This window comes from Brucella cytisi (assembly GCF_038433355.1).
GTDB lineage: Bacteria > Pseudomonadota > Alphaproteobacteria > Rhizobiales > Rhizobiaceae > Brucella > Brucella cytisi.
Genome location: NZ_JBCAUP010000002.1, coordinates 374,576 through 388,618, shown reverse-complemented (window position 1 = coordinate 388,618; position 14,043 = coordinate 374,576). Strand labels below are relative to the sequence as shown.

The window sequence follows — 14,043 nt, the reverse complement described above, 5'->3', positions numbered from 1 at the left end:
TCCAAATTCCAATCTGTCTTTAATATCGCTATCAGGCGCCAACCGCCTTACTTGCTTTTCTTGGCATTAATAATGTCCTGCGCGCGAAGCCATTCGGGCGAACGGGGCTTCATCTGCTTTTGCGCGCGGATTGCGAAGATCTGAGCCTGCTGAAGCTTGCCAGAATAGTAGTTCATATCGGCAGTGGCGAGGTCGGCCAACGCCATATCGCCTTGCTGGCCATATGCTTGCGCCAGATAACCATAACCGCCCGGAAACTCCGGATCGGAAGCTATCCCTGCCTTGATCTCCTTGATCGCCGTCGGCATGTTTGCCTTGGCACCGGTGAGCATGAGCGCGCGCCCATAGCTCATGCGCAGCAACGGCGATTTGCGCGGATCAAGTGAAACCGCCTTCTGGAAAGCCTTAGCCGCTCCCGCGGCATCATTGGCTTTCAGCAAGACTTCGCCGCGCATTTCCTGGAAATACGGGTTCTTTGGCTGTTCCTTGATCAATGCATCAAATTTCGGCAGCGCAGAGCGGGCAGAGCCGTTCAGGAATGTTGTGATGGCATTGCCATAGCGGGCAGGTAGCCCGCCGGGATTGCTGCGGAACATGCGCTGCAGCGCGCCCATATTGCCCGAATAAGCAGCAATCTTCGCGCGCGCCATATCGTGGCGCATCTGCAAAACCGGAGAATCCGTTTTCTTGAAGTATGGGCTCTTTCGTGCAAGCTCTTCCAGATTGGCAATTCGCTCACGCGGGAGAGGGTGGCTGATACGATATTGGTCGATCTGGGTGCCCGTAAGAGAGAGGGCCGATGCGAAACGCTCGAACGTATCGAGCATGCCCTTTGTCGACTGACCGGTGGCATTGAGATAGTTCACGGCAAGACGATCGGCGGTCATTTCTTCCGTGCGCTGATAGTTGAGCACGCTGCGCATGGCTATTTCGCTTGAGCCCATAGCAATACCTGCGCCGGCACCCGCGGCGTTGCCGCTACCGCTCGCAGCGCCTGCAACGCCGGCGCCAACGCCAAGCAGCATGCCGATGATCGCCATGTTGCGGGCGCGGCTGAGCTGTTCACGCAAACGCTCCTGATGTCCGCCTGCGAGGTGCCCCGATTCGTGTGCGATCACGCCAATGATTTCATTCGGCGTTTCCGCCTGCATGATTGCGCCTGTATTTATGAAAATACGCCGTCCATCAACGAAGGCGTTGAAGCTTTGTGAATTGACCAGAATAACGCGAACGCCACGACCACCCAGACCTGCGACCTTGAGGATCGGTGCCGCATAATCGGCAACAAGTGCCTCGATTTCCGCGTCCCGGACGATGGGCACACCACCGCCCCGCGACTGCGCGAATGCAGGGAGGGCACTGGTAACGGCTATGGACATTGCGGTCACTACGGCGACCGAACGGCGAACCAAACTATGGAAAGAAAATCTCCTGGCTGGGAAAGGTGCAGTCATCGTCCCCATCGTGTTGTTCTTCCTTCTTCAAACCGGCGCGAATCTTATAGCCTTTGCATTCAATCATCGATAGGCAGGCGAGACATAATCTCCATCTCGGGATTTGGTCGTATTTTCTCGTAAGGTGCTGTTGCTTTACCAATCCGGCGATTATACGGCGGATGTAGAATGCGAAACTCGCAAGTTTCTGGAGGTAAAGTTGGTTACTCTTTCCAGCCGCAGTGCGGTCGAGCCCTTTCACGCTATGGACGTTTTGGCTGAGGCAAACCGTCGTCGCGCAGCCGGGCATCCGATTATTTCCATGGCGGTAGGCCAGCCTGCTGATCCGGCACCGGTGGTCGTTCGAGAAGCCGCTGAACGTGCCTTGAAGGACGGTCGCATCGGTTACACTGACGCTCTGGGGCTGATTGAACTGAGAGAGGCCATTGCTGCGCATTATGCCGATCATTACGGTGTTTCGGTCTCACCGGAACGTGTTGCCGTCACGACTGGCTCGTCTGCTGCCTTCAATCTGGCCTTTGTGGTTTATTTCGATCCGGGCGACAGGGTTGCTATTACCCGTCCCGGCTACCCCGCCTATCGCAATATATTGACGGCGCTAGGCCTTGAGGTCGTGGAAATACCGACCGGCAATGGAACATCGGCGTCACTGACTGCTGAAGCGCTTGCTGCGGCACATGCCGAGAAGCCCTTGAAAGGGGTATTGTTTGCAAGCCCGGCCAATCCGACCGGCGCGGTCATCGACAAGCCGGAACTGAAAGCGATCATTGAAACTGCCCGTGATCTGGGTATCCGGGTCATTTCAGACGAAATCTATCATCGGCTTTCCTATGAAACGGACGATGTCACGGCGTTGGAGATTTCCAATGATGTGACGGTCATCAACTCATTCTCCAAATACTACTGCATGACCGGCTGGCGTATTGGCTGGATGGTTCTGCCCGAAGACGATATCCGTGCAATCGAGCGACTGAGCCAGAGCCTTTATATCTCCGCACCGGAGCTTTCACAGCGCGCTGCTATCGAAGCCTTCCATGCAACGGCGGAACTTGAGCGGGTAAAGGATCGCTATCGTCAGAACCGGCTGATCCTGCGGGATCATCTTCCACGCATGGGTCTCAGCCTGGCTGCGCCGATGGATGGCGCATTCTATGCCTATTGCGACGTTTCGCGTTTCACCAATGACAGTATGGAATTTGCTCGCCGGATGATTGCCGAAATCAATATCGCAGCAACACCGGGACGCGATTTCGACCCGCTGGATGGGCATCGCACAATGCGATTTTCCTATGCTGGCAAGATCGAAGAAATGGAAGAGGCTGTTCGTCGCCTTGAAGGCTGGCTGCCACAACAGAAAGCCTGAGCCGGTTCCGGTTTCTTCCAACCATTTACCAATATCGAAAGATAAAGAAAAACCGGCGTTTCCGCCGGTTTTTTCATTTCAATCATGAAACAGATCTCAGAAGAAGCCCTTCTTCTGCCACCAGCCAGCACGCTTCGGCTTCTGGTCTTCGCTCTCGCTTGAAGTCACAACGGGCTCAGCGCTTTTCTGCGGTTCGGCAATCGTTGCTACTTCTGCTTCGACCGCTACCGTCTCTTCGACTTCGACAGCTGGTTTCGCAGCAGCTCTGCGGGTACGCCGCTTTGGCTTCTCCGCTTCTGCTTCTGCCTCATCGGCGACCGCTACCGGTTCAGCAGGAGCTTCTTCGGCAACCTTCTTGCGGCTACGGGTCTTGCGCGCAGGCTTGGCAGGCTTTTCCTCTGCCACAGCAGCTACGACGTCCTCAGCCGCTTCTTCAGTCTTCGCAGACTTGCGAGCGCGGGGCTTGCGGGCAATCTTGGCAGGCTTTTCCTCGGCTATAGTTTCAATAGCCAGAACAGCAACTTCAGCTGCCTGTTCCACCGCTACCGATGCAACTGCTTCGACAACAGCTTCCTCGGCTTTAACCGGCAGAACCGGCGTGTAACCGACGAACTCCGGATCTGGAACCTTGCGTGCACGCGGTTCATCGTCGCGACGATTCTTGCGTCCGCCCCGGCGACCGCGGCGACGCTTCTTGCGGCGATCTTCTTCGCTCAGCGAAGCATTCGAAGATGATTCCTGCGCGTCATCGGCGTCATCGTCTTCGTCGGAGGCATCTTCCGAAACGGAATCGGTCTTTGCAGCCTGTTCCGGGTTCTCGCGATCACGACCGCCGCGACGACGACGACGGCGGCGACGCTTGCGATCACCTTCGTCACCACGATCTTCGCGAGCCTGAACGTCAGCCGTCGCTTCTTCTTCGGCTTCGTCCTCATCGACCGGGATTTCCGGGTCTTCGATATCGTCTTCGATATAGGCCATCGGCTGAACCGGAGGCTGGGTGATAGGCCGTGTCGACGGCGCGCCCTTGTCGATAACGAAATGCTGATGGCCGACGCTTTCGTCGGCGTCGATGCTGATGGCAACGCCGAAGCGGCCTTCCAGATCCGCCAGCAACTGACGCTTGTGGTTCAGCACATAAAGCGCCGAAGCCGCTGGCGTGCGAACATTGATGTCAAAGCCCGAATGACGCAGCAGATAATCTTCGATGCCGCGAATGATATGCAGCGCCATCGACGAATCCGAGCGGACATGGCCGGTGCCGCCGCAATGCTGGCACACCTGCATCGTGCTTTCCAGCACCGATGCGCGGATACGCTGGCGCGACATTTCCAGTAGGCCGAAATGCGAGATGCGGCCAACCTGAATGCGGGCGCGGTCGTCCTTCAGGCAATCCTTCATCTTCTTTTCGACAGCGCGATTGTTGCGCTTTTCTTCCATGTCGATGAAGTCGACGACGATCAGACCGGCAAGATCGCGCAGACGCAGCTGGCGCGCCACTTCCTCGGCTGCTTCCAGATTGGTCTGGAGCGCGGTGTCTTCGATGGAATGTTCGCGCGTCGAGCGACCGGAGTTGACATCGATGGCAACCAGCGCCTCGGTCTGGTTGATGATCAGATAGCCGCCCGATTTCAGCGTCACCTGCGGCAGCAGCATGCGGTCGAGCTGGGCTTCGACGCCGTTGCGTGTGAAAATCGGCACTTGTTCACGATAAGGCTGGACCACCTTGGCATGGCTCGGCATGAGCATGCGCATGAAGTCCTTGGCCTCGCGATAGCCGTTCTCGCCGGAAACGAGGATTTCCGTGATGTCCTTGTTATAAAGGTCGCGGATCGAGCGCTTGATCAGGCTGCCTTCTTCATAGACGAGGGAAGGTGCCGTTGACTGCAAGGTCAGCGTGCGGACATTTTCCCAAAGGCGCATCAGATATTCGTAGTCGCGCTTGACTTCCGCCTTGGTGCGATTGGCGCCAGCGGTACGCAGGATCACGCCCATGCCCTGCGGCACTTCGAGTTCCTTGACGATTTCCTTCAGGCGCTTGCGATCCTGCGGTTGGGTGATCTTGCGCGAAATACCGCCACCGCGCGCGGTGTTGGGCATCAGCACCGAATAACGACCGGCCAGCGACAGATAGGTCGTAAGAGCAGCGCCCTTGTTGCCGCGCTCTTCCTTGACCACCTGCACCAGAAGAATCTGGCGACGCTTGATCACTTCCTGAATGTTGTACTGGCGGCGATTGGTACGGGCAGGCGTCGGAAGCTCCTCAAGTGCATCTTCCGAACCAACAGATTCGACCATGTCCTCTTCGTGTTCGATGTCGTCCTCGTCGCCGTTATCGAGAGCTTCGGAGATCACATCGCTTTTCTGCGAAAGAGCCATGGTCGGTGTGCCGGGCACGTAATTCTCAAAAGCCGGGCCAACGGGCTCGGCTGCAGGCAATCCCTTGTCGGTTGCATTGGCCTGTGCGTCACCATTCTGACCGTCACGACGACCGCGACGACGGTTGCGGCGCGAACGATCGTTCCGGTCGCTGCGCTCGCTTCGTTCACTCTTGGCGCGCGGTTCGTCCTCATCGTCTTCGGCGCGTGCGGCCTTAGCTTCCGCTTCGAGCAACGCAAGACGATCTGCTACCGGGATCTGGTAGTAGTCAGGGTGGATTTCCGAGAATGCGAGGAAGCCATGGCGATTGCCGCCATATTCCACGAACGCAGCTTGAAGCGAAGGTTCGACGCGGGTAACGCGTGCGAGGTAGATATTGCCTTTCAGCTGCTTCTTGTGTTCCGACTCAAAGTCGAATTCTTCAATCTTGTTGCCCCGAGTGACGATAACCCGGGTCTCCTCCGGGTGGGAGGCATCTATAAGCATTTTGTTGGACATCATTGTCTTTCCTGCCGGCGCCAAGACGCAAAACGCGTGCGCCGGACGAAACCCTGATGGCTGTCGTGCTCACTGCGTTGCATCTGCCGGATGGTTCTGGGTTCGTCGGAAAAAAAGCTGCTGCCTCCGCGCGCGACGGCCTCGTGGCGATCACGGTCTTCAGGCTTGCAGTGGTCAGTCTTGCTTGACCCATAGCTGTTCCGAACGAAACGACCTCATATATGACCCGGAAAAGCCGGGCCGACCTCTGTGCTCTTTTCGAGCGTTGGCGACAGCGCGTAAAGATGCGCAGTCGGCCGATAGAAACGGAGGGCGGGGGAGCCACATCTCCGCTGAATTCTGTACTGGTTGTCGGGGGCGACGAATGAATATGCCGCTGTTTTCACTATCATTCCTTGCGGTTCATTTTGAGAACCGGCAAACGATTCTGATAGTTCACCCAAAACCTTTCATAGCTTTTATGGCGTCGTTTGAACGATGACAAGTGCGAATATTATTTGACATTCGCATCGCAATTTCGCCGAAAGCTGAGTATAGGCCCTGTTCAAGGTCGAAATACGGCTGGAAATCCTTCCTTAACTGTAGTTTTGTACGAGTGTTTTAATGGGTATTCGGGCGAGATGGTGCAGGGGCAAGCGTGCCGGTATCGCGATTATTGATACCAGTCATTCAATGATGTTCTTGATTGTGGCAGCCGATGCATTTTCGAAGCGCTGAAAACGCTATGACACGATTGGCGAGTTTGCGATGCCTTCTGGCGTTGTTCGCTCTCTTGTCGATTTTGCTGTTGCAGGCTGTATCTGTTTCCGCTGCCGATCGCGTGACGTCTCCATTATCAGCACTGACTTTCCGGATGGCCGGCGACGATCTGCGAACGCGCATTGTTGTCATGTTCGATCAGGAGCCAAAGCTGTCGACCCTGCTTCTGGATAATCCACATCGTCTGGTTGTCGACCTGCCTGAGACGCGGTTTGGTTTTGATGAAAAAAGTCTCGAAGCCCGAGGACTGGTATCCCGTGTTCGTTACGGGCTGGTGGGGAAGGGGCGTTCACGCCTCATCCTGACATTACGCGGTCCGTTCAAGGTCGAGGATCTCCGTGTTCTGAAAAATGACAGTGCATCGGGCTATCGCCTTGTGGCCGATATCGTTGCGACTTCGGATCGCGAGTTTGCAGATCAGCTTAAGGGGCTCGAGGAAATAACAAGTTCCACGGATCGCAGTGAAAAGCCTGTTCAAGCCGCATCCCAGAGTACGCCCGCCACGCGTCCGTTTACCGTTATGATTGATCCCGGTCACGGCGGTATCGATAGCGGTGCGGAAAGCCTGAGCGGCATCAAGGAAAAAGACCTGACCCTCGCTTTCGGACAGGAGCTCAGAGATCGTCTGGCGCAGGACAAGAAAATAAAAGTTCTCATGACGCGTGATGACGACACCTTCTTGCGACTTTCAGAACGCGTGCGAATTGCGCGCCAGCACGAAGCGGATTTGTTCATTTCCATCCATGCCGATACGATCAATCAGCATGATATTCGCGGTGCGACGGTCTACACAATTTCCGACAAGGCATCGGACTCCGTTGCGCGCGCCATGGCTGAGCGTGAGAACAAGTCCGACACCCTTGCAGGTGCGGCACCTGAGGAGCAGCCTGAGGTCACCGACATTCTTCTCGATCTGACGAGACGCGAAACGCATACATTCTCGCTGAGTTTTGCCGAGAAGGTGATTCATTCGCTGCAAGGACAAGTGAATCTCATCAATAATCCGCATCGCTTTGCCGGTTTTCAGGTGCTGCGTGCGCCGGATGTACCGTCCGTCTTGATCGAAATCGGATATTTGTCCAATGCCGAGGACGAAAAACTGATCAGCAATCCTGAATGGCGCAAGAAGCTTGCAGACCGGCTGGCGATTGCGATCAGGGCTTTTGAAGCCTTGAAGCATCCCGCAAGCGTGAGCAAAAGGTAGGGACCTGAAAAGTGGAGATATCCCACTTGGAGTTACATGCACTTCAGCTTATAAGATGCATGCTTGCAACAGTTTTGTGGATTTTCGTCATGCGGACGAAAGTGACCGCGATAAATTGGTAAAAACACGTAAACCATCTTGCCTTTGACTCATTTGCTGGTCACTAAGCCAGTAGTTGCCATACGGCATAATTGGGTTAAAGGGTTGGCTGTTCGTGCTTTGACCCTTATCATGTGAATAATCTGAAGGCAGGATTCCGCATTTATGGTAAGGCTTATCGGATATTTCTTCGGGATCGGAACGGTGCTTATGCTCCTCGTGGCAGGTGGCGCCGCCCTTTACGTCGGAAGTCTCACGAAGGATTTGCCAGATTACGAGGTGCTCGCAAAATACGAGCCGCCCGTCATGACGCGTGTTCACGCCTCAGATGGTAGTCTGATGTCGGAATTCGCGCGCGAGCGCCGTCTTTATGTTCCCATTCAGGCTGTGCCGAACCGCGTGAAAGCCGCTTTTGTTTCGGCTGAAGACAAGACCTTCTACGAACATCATGGTCTCGATTTTGCGGGTCTCGCCCGTGCCATGATAACGAACGTCAAGAATATGGGCTCTGGTCGCCGTCCGGTTGGCGCATCCACGATCACGCAGCAGGTTGCGAAGAACTTTCTTCTGACGTCCAAGCAGACCTATGATCGCAAGATCAAGGAAGCCATTCTGGCGATGCGCATTGAGCAGGCATACTCGAAGGACCGCATTCTCGAGCTCTATCTCAACGAAATCTTCTTCGGTCTTGGTTCCTACGGTATTGCCAGCGCGGCTTTGACCTATTTCGACAAATCGGTCGGTGAACTTTCCATCGCAGAGAGCGCTTATCTCGCAGCCCTGCCGAAAGGTCCGAACAACTACCATCCTTTCCGCCAGCCTGAGCGTGCTATCGAACGCCGCAACTGGGTGATCGACCGGATGAGCGAAAACGGCTACATCACCGTCGAAGAAGCGACGGAAGCCAAGAAGCAGCCACTCGGTGTGAAGGAACGTTCAGACGCCCATTATGTGTTTGCGTCGGAGTATTTCACCGAGGAAGTGCGCCGCCAGATCATCCAGAAATACGGTGTCGATGCGCTTTACGAAGGCGGTCTTTCTGTTCGCACCACGCTGAACCCGACCTTGCAAGTCGAGGCTCGCAAGTCCTTGCAGGCGGCATTGCTTCGTTATGATGAAGCGCGCGGCTGGCGCGGCCCCATGAAGAATGTCGAGCTCGGCAATGACTGGGGCACGGCATTCGGTGACATGCAGTCCTACGCGGACGTGCCGGAATGGCAGCTTGCGATCGTGCTCAATGTTTCTGCCGCTGGCGCAGATATCGGTCTGCAGCCGCCGCTTGAGGCATCAGGCTCGCGCAGCAAGGAGCGCAAGCGCGCATTCATCGCTGCTGACGATATGAAGTGGGCCATGCGTGTCGTGAATATCGGTGGCAAGCGCACCAGCGCCAAGTCGCCGGAAGGCGTTCTGAAGACGGGAGACATTGTCTATGTCTCCAAGGAAGGTGATTCCCGTTTTCGTCTCCAGCAGCCGCCGAAACTTGAAGGTGCGCTCGTTGCCATGGACCCGCATACCGGCCGTGTTCTGGCCATGGTTGGCGGTTTCTCCTATGCGGAATCGGAATTCAACCGCGCAACACAGGCCTATCGTCAGCCCGGTTCTTCGTTCAAGCCGTTTGTTTATGCTGCGGCTCTCGACAATGGCTATACGCCTGCTTCCGTTGTTCTGGACGGTCCGCTGGAAGTCAATCAGGGTGGTACGCTCGGCGTCTGGGCGCCGAAGAATTATTCCGGCAAGTTCTCCGGTCCTTCTACGCTGCGCTATGGTATCGAACAGTCGCGTAACGTCATGACTGTGCGTCTTGCACAGGACATGGGCATGAAACTTGTAGCCGAATATGCCGAACGCTTCGGTATCTACGACAAGATGCTGCCGGTTCTTTCGATGGCGCTTGGTGCCGGCGAAACGACGGTTCTGCGCATGGTGACCGCATATTCCATCATGGCGAATGGCGGCCAGAGCATAACACCGTCGATGATCGACCGCATTCAGGATCGCTACGGCAAGACGGTCTTCAAGCACGATGCCCGCCAGTGCGAGGGCTGCAATGCACAGGATTGGGCAAATCAGGATGAGCCGACGCTGATCGACAATCGCGATCAGGTACTTGATCCGATGACCGCCTATCAGATCACCTCGATGATGGAAGGCGTCGTTCAGCGCGGTACAGCGCAGATCTTGAAGAGCCTCGACCGTCCGATGGCTGGCAAGACCGGTACGACAAACGACGAAAAGGATGCCTGGTTCGTCGGCTTCACGCCCGATCTCGTAGTCGGCGTCTTCATGGGTTACGATACGCCGACGCCGCTCGGTCGCGGCAATACCGGTGGTGGTCTGGCAGCGCCTGTGTTCAAGTCGTTCATGGAACAGGCTCTGGTCGGGACGCCGAAAGTCGACTTCCGCGTGCCGGAAGGCATGACGGTCATCGCTATCAACCGCAAAACCGGCATGCGCGCCAATCAGGGCGATCCGAATGTAATCATGGAAGCGTTCAAACCGGGGACGGGTCCATCGGATAGCTATTCGGTTATCGGCATGGATTCCTTCCGCGAAGGTTCTCCGGTTGCACCACAGTCGCCGCAGGCAACACGTGCGATCAACTCGGGATCTGGCGGACTTTACTGACCGGGAAAGCAGGGCTTTGCCCTTTACACCGCGCCGCGTGCTGACTATGGTCCGCGGCGCTTGGGCTATTCGTCCATGCCCGAAAGTCTGGGCCTCGTAACGACCGGTTCAGCTTCTCAATTAAATAGAATGATAATGAAGGAACGATTTGCCCATGCGCGCGGAAATCGAGACGCTGGTTGACGAAATCCAGCAGGCCATAAGCCTGCTGAGGAGGCATCTTTGACTGGGATCAGGCGATAAAACGTCTCGGCTATCTCAATCAGAGAGCCGAAGATCCCACGCTTTGGAATGATGCTCAGGAAGCCCAAAAGCTGATGCGCGAGCGCCAGCAGCTGGAAGATAGCATCAATGGCATCAACCACCTGACACAGACGCTGAACGACAGCATCGAACTTATCGCCATGGGCGAAGAAGAGGACGACAAGTCGATCATTCAGGATGCGGAAAACACCATCCGCGAACTGAAGCAAGAGATCGACCGTCGCCAGATCGATATGCTGTTGTCGGGCGAAGCTGACGCGAACGACACCTATGTCGAAGTGCATGCCGGTGCTGGTGGTACGGAAAGCCAGGACTGGGCGTCGATGCTCCTGCGCATGTATACGCGCTGGGCCGAGCGTAACGGCCGCAAGGTCGAAGTGATGGAAGTGCATGAAGGCGAAGAAGCGGGCATCAAGTCCGCGACCATTCTCATCAAGGGGCACAATTCATACGGCATGATGAAGACCGAATCGGGCGTCCATCGCCTGGTGCGAATTTCGCCCTATGATTCCAACGCCCGCCGTCATACGTCCTTTGCCAGCATCTGGGTTTATCCTGTCATCGATGACAATATCGATGTGCAGGTTACGGAGGCGGATGTTCGCATCGATACCTACCGCGCTTCGGGCGCGGGCGGCCAGCACGTCAACACCACCGATTCGGCAGTGCGTATCACGCATATTGCGACCGGAATCGTGGTGCAGTGTCAGGCGGAGCGCTCACAGCACAAGAACCGCGAAAAGGCATGGTCGATGCTGCGCGCTCGCCTCTATGAAGAGGAACTGAAAAAGCGCGAAGCTGCGACGGATGCGGCGAATGCCACCAAGACCGAAATCGGTTGGGGACACCAGATTCGCTCCTACGTCCTGCAGCCTTATCAGCTCGTCAAGGATCTGCGTACCGGCGTTGAAAGCACCAACCCGCAGGAAGTGCTGGATGGCTCCGTTACGCCGTTCATGGAAGCCGCACTAGCCCACCGTATTCAGGGTGGTAGCGAAATGATCGACGATATCGACTGATCATTCGCAAACATGCGTGCAGAAAGCGAAACCCGGCCTTTGGCCGGGTTTTCTCGTTTCAGAGGTTCAGAGCAATGGTTCTATCTGTTTGCCTGCCTTAAGGAAATTGACCGGATTGATCGCCCGGCCGTTTTCGCGGACTTCATAGTGCAGATGACTGCCGGTGGAGCGTCCGGAACTTCCTGCCTCGCCGACAACCGCTCCGGCGGCAACCTGTTGACCGTCGCGTACCAGAACGCGGCTCAGATGGGCAAAACGGGTCGAGAATCCATTACCATGATCGATTTCGACCATGTTGCCATAACCGCCAAAGCGACCTGCCTTTACAACCTTGCCCGCTGCGGTGGACTTCACCGTCTGACCGTATGCTGCGCGAAAGTCGATACCGGAATGGAACGCAGCCGTACCTAGAAATGGATCGCGGCGCACGCCGAACAGGCTGGTAACGGGCTTACCCGGAGCCGGATTGGCCAGGGGCAGGGCGCTTACGCGTTTGCGTACCTGATCAAGCCGATCAAGCGCGCTGTCGAGATTGCGCAATTGCATGTCGAAATCATTGACCACTATACCGGGCGATGAAACCGGGATAAGCGGCCCGCCCATTGCAACAGCCACATTGGCAGGCGTTTCGATACGTAGCCCGGCGGCGTTCAAAGTATCGAGGATGCTGTCGGCCTTTTCATAGGCGGCGTCAGCCAGAACACGCACCGTGCCATTCTGCTCGCTTTCGATGCGATGAAGGTTCTGGGTGATCGTGGCCAATATCTTGTCGGAAGTCTCAAGTGTCGATTCGCCCGAAAGCCCGCCAGAAAGACGCAGTCCTATGGAGTCGGCATCGGCGCGGCGATCAGGTTTTCCTGCAGGTGCCTTTCCTGGAACGGGACCGGTGATGATCGGGTCGATACCTGGAGACTCACGTCCTGCCAGCGCTTCATCGGGGATAAGCTGGCTATGCTGCTCCTGATCAGGCACGCCTTCCGCCGGCATTTCCGGCATTGGCTGCAATTGCGAAGCTCGTTCCAGCAGAGGTGCGAGTTTTCCGTCGCGCGCATTCAGCGTTTGCTGGCGCTGCATCAGTTCGGCGACCTTGTTCTCCATCACCTGCTGATCGAGCATTTGACGGCTAGTGATGCGATCAACCTCGGTGCGAAGGGCTGAAATGCGGTCCTCATAGAGCTGCTGGTTGCGGGCATGGCGCGCAATACCGGCGCTCATCAGGTCGTCGCGAAGCACCAGATAGGCAGTTGCTCCCAAATATCCGGCCGAAAGCGCCAGAAAAGCAGCACCTCCAAGAGCGGCCATCCATGGACGAAATGTGAAATGGCTGATCTTTTCGCCGCGCGCAATAATCAGGACAGGCGGTTCCTTGCACTCTCCGAACACCTTTTTCGTCGATGTTTTTGCCTGCTTCCCAGTCATGCCAGCCGCATGCCCCTTCTCGATTCCCTTGTTTGATTACAACTTATTAGGGTTAACAGACCTTTACATTCGAGGCTTGCGCGGGCCATGCGAGCAGTTTTGTTTTTACTGAAGAGTTTAAGGAAACGACTAGATGGATACCGGTGATAAAGAGCGGTAGAAAGACGGCGTCAGCCCAGCTTCGGCACGCGCCAGTTCATTGAACGGTGGTTTGAGATCGCCACGGAAATTGGCGCGAACCAGTTCGCGAAATCGCGCTGCCGGATCGATTTTGTTTCGGGCGCAGAAGAAACGAAACCATTTAGCGCCAACAGCGACATGGGTTTTCTCGTCATTGTAGATGACGTCGAGAATTGCTGCAGTCTCGTGGTCGCCGGTTTCGATCATCTTCTCAAGTAGAGACGGTGTGACATCGAGCCCGCGCGCCTCGAGTATGAGCGGCACGACAGCGAGACGGGCCTCCAGATCGTTGCGGGTCTGGTGAGCAGACTGCCAAAGCCCATCGTGGGCAGGCATATCGCCATAGTCTGCGCCAAGTGATTTGAGACGATCACGCAGCAGCGTGAAATGCCGAGCTTCGTCGTCGGCGACTTTCATCCAGCCATCGAAGAAACTGCGCGGTATTGGTTTGGCCGCAAAACGGGCAACGATGTCGAGCGCAAGATCGATGGCGTTCAGTTCGATATGGGCGAGCGCGTGCATCAGCGCAATGCGCCCGTGTTCCGTGTTGAGCGACCGCTTCTTCAACATGCGGGGAGGCACGAGTTCCGGCTTTTCAGGGCGTCCGGGACGCTCAGGCAAAGGCGGATCGAGGGGGCTGCGAACCGACAGCGTGCGACCGAACCAGCGAGCAGCGGTATCTCGCGTCAGCCTGACCTTTTCGTCGAGATCGTTGGCGGATATGGCGCGGATGGCATTACCGCGCAGTGTCTGTTCGTATGATGGCTTGCGTATCATCGC

Annotated in this window: 9 protein-coding genes; 5 read left to right on the top strand and 4 right to left on the bottom strand. The window is 56.2% G+C overall.

Annotation, left to right across the window (positions count from 1 at the left end):
* Positions 1-47: 47 nt before the first annotated feature.
* The gene (locus tag AAE521_RS04135) at positions 48-1,463 is read right to left on the bottom strand and encodes a M48 family metalloprotease (protein WP_342060547.1); all 1,416 of its coding nucleotides are present in this window, start codon (positions 1,461-1,463) and stop codon (positions 48-50) included.
* 190 nt (positions 1,464-1,653) lie between these two features.
* On the opposite strand from AAE521_RS04135, the gene AAE521_RS04130 reads away from it, so the two are divergent.
* Positions 1,654-2,817: a pyridoxal phosphate-dependent aminotransferase gene (locus tag AAE521_RS04130; RefSeq protein WP_342060546.1), complete on the top strand. Its 1,164-nt coding sequence runs from the start codon at positions 1,654-1,656 to the stop codon at positions 2,815-2,817.
* Positions 2,818-2,913: 96 nt separating this feature from the next.
* Here AAE521_RS04130 and AAE521_RS04125 read toward each other — a convergent pair whose 3' ends face one another.
* Positions 2,914-5,694, bottom strand: a complete 2,781-nt coding sequence (locus AAE521_RS04125) for an Rne/Rng family ribonuclease (protein WP_342060592.1) — start codon at positions 5,692-5,694, stop codon at positions 2,914-2,916.
* Between the two features lie 2 nt (positions 5,695-5,696).
* On the opposite strand from AAE521_RS04125, the gene AAE521_RS04120 reads away from it, so the two are divergent.
* The 4 genes from AAE521_RS04120 (at position 5,697) to prfB (ending at position 11,664) form a co-directional block, all read left to right on the top strand.
* Complete coding sequence (locus AAE521_RS04120; RefSeq protein WP_342060545.1) at positions 5,697-5,882, top strand: hypothetical protein; 186 nt, start codon at positions 5,697-5,699, stop codon at positions 5,880-5,882.
* Positions 5,883-6,391: 509 nt separating this feature from the next.
* Complete coding sequence (locus tag AAE521_RS04115) at positions 6,392-7,657, top strand: N-acetylmuramoyl-L-alanine amidase (protein ID WP_374864436.1); 1,266 nt, start codon at positions 6,392-6,394, stop codon at positions 7,655-7,657.
* A 264-nt stretch (positions 7,658-7,921) separates the two neighbouring features.
* Positions 7,922-10,381 (top strand): penicillin-binding protein 1A, encoded by a 2,460-nt coding sequence (locus AAE521_RS04110; protein ID WP_342060543.1) that lies wholly within the window; start codon positions 7,922-7,924, stop codon positions 10,379-10,381.
* Between the two features lie 154 nt (positions 10,382-10,535).
* Positions 10,536-11,664 (top strand): peptide chain release factor 2 gene (gene prfB / locus AAE521_RS04105; RefSeq protein WP_143132814.1). Its coding sequence is split into 2 segments (ribosomal slippage): positions 10,536-10,604 and positions 10,606-11,664, totalling 1,128 coding nucleotides; the frame shifts between segments, so codons are not numbered across the junction.
* Between the two features lie 66 nt (positions 11,665-11,730).
* On the opposite strand, the gene AAE521_RS04100 is transcribed toward prfB, so the two are convergent.
* Together AAE521_RS04100 and AAE521_RS04095 are read right to left on the bottom strand one after the other, a co-directional pair.
* Complete coding sequence (locus AAE521_RS04100) at positions 11,731-13,083, bottom strand: M23 family metallopeptidase (RefSeq protein ID WP_342060542.1); 1,353 nt, start codon at positions 13,081-13,083, stop codon at positions 11,731-11,733.
* A gap of 129 nt (positions 13,084-13,212) precedes the next feature.
* Positions 13,213-14,040: a ferritin-like domain-containing protein gene (locus AAE521_RS04095; RefSeq protein ID WP_071633052.1), complete on the bottom strand. Its 828-nt coding sequence runs from the start codon at positions 14,038-14,040 to the stop codon at positions 13,213-13,215.
* Between the last annotated feature and the right edge of the window lie 3 nt (positions 14,041-14,043).

Coding starts and splice junctions, on each gene's coding strand:
- AAE521_RS04100 (WP_342060542.1), bottom strand. CDS start 13,083: ATGACTGGGAAGCAGGCAAAAACATCGACGAAAAAGGTGTTCGGAGAG.
- AAE521_RS04125 (WP_342060592.1), bottom strand. CDS start 5,694: ATGTCCAACAAAATGCTTATAGATGCCTCCCACCCGGAGGAGACCCGG.
- AAE521_RS04135 (WP_342060547.1), bottom strand. CDS start 1,463: ATGGGGACGATGACTGCACCTTTCCCAGCCAGGAGATTTTCTTTCCAT.
- AAE521_RS04110 (WP_342060543.1), top strand. CDS start 7,922: ATGGTAAGGCTTATCGGATATTTCTTCGGGATCGGAACGGTGCTTATG.
- AAE521_RS04115 (WP_374864436.1), top strand. CDS start 6,392: ATGCATTTTCGAAGCGCTGAAAACGCTATGACACGATTGGCGAGTTTG.
- AAE521_RS04095 (WP_071633052.1), bottom strand. CDS start 14,040: ATGATACGCAAGCCATCATACGAACAGACACTGCGCGGTAATGCCATC.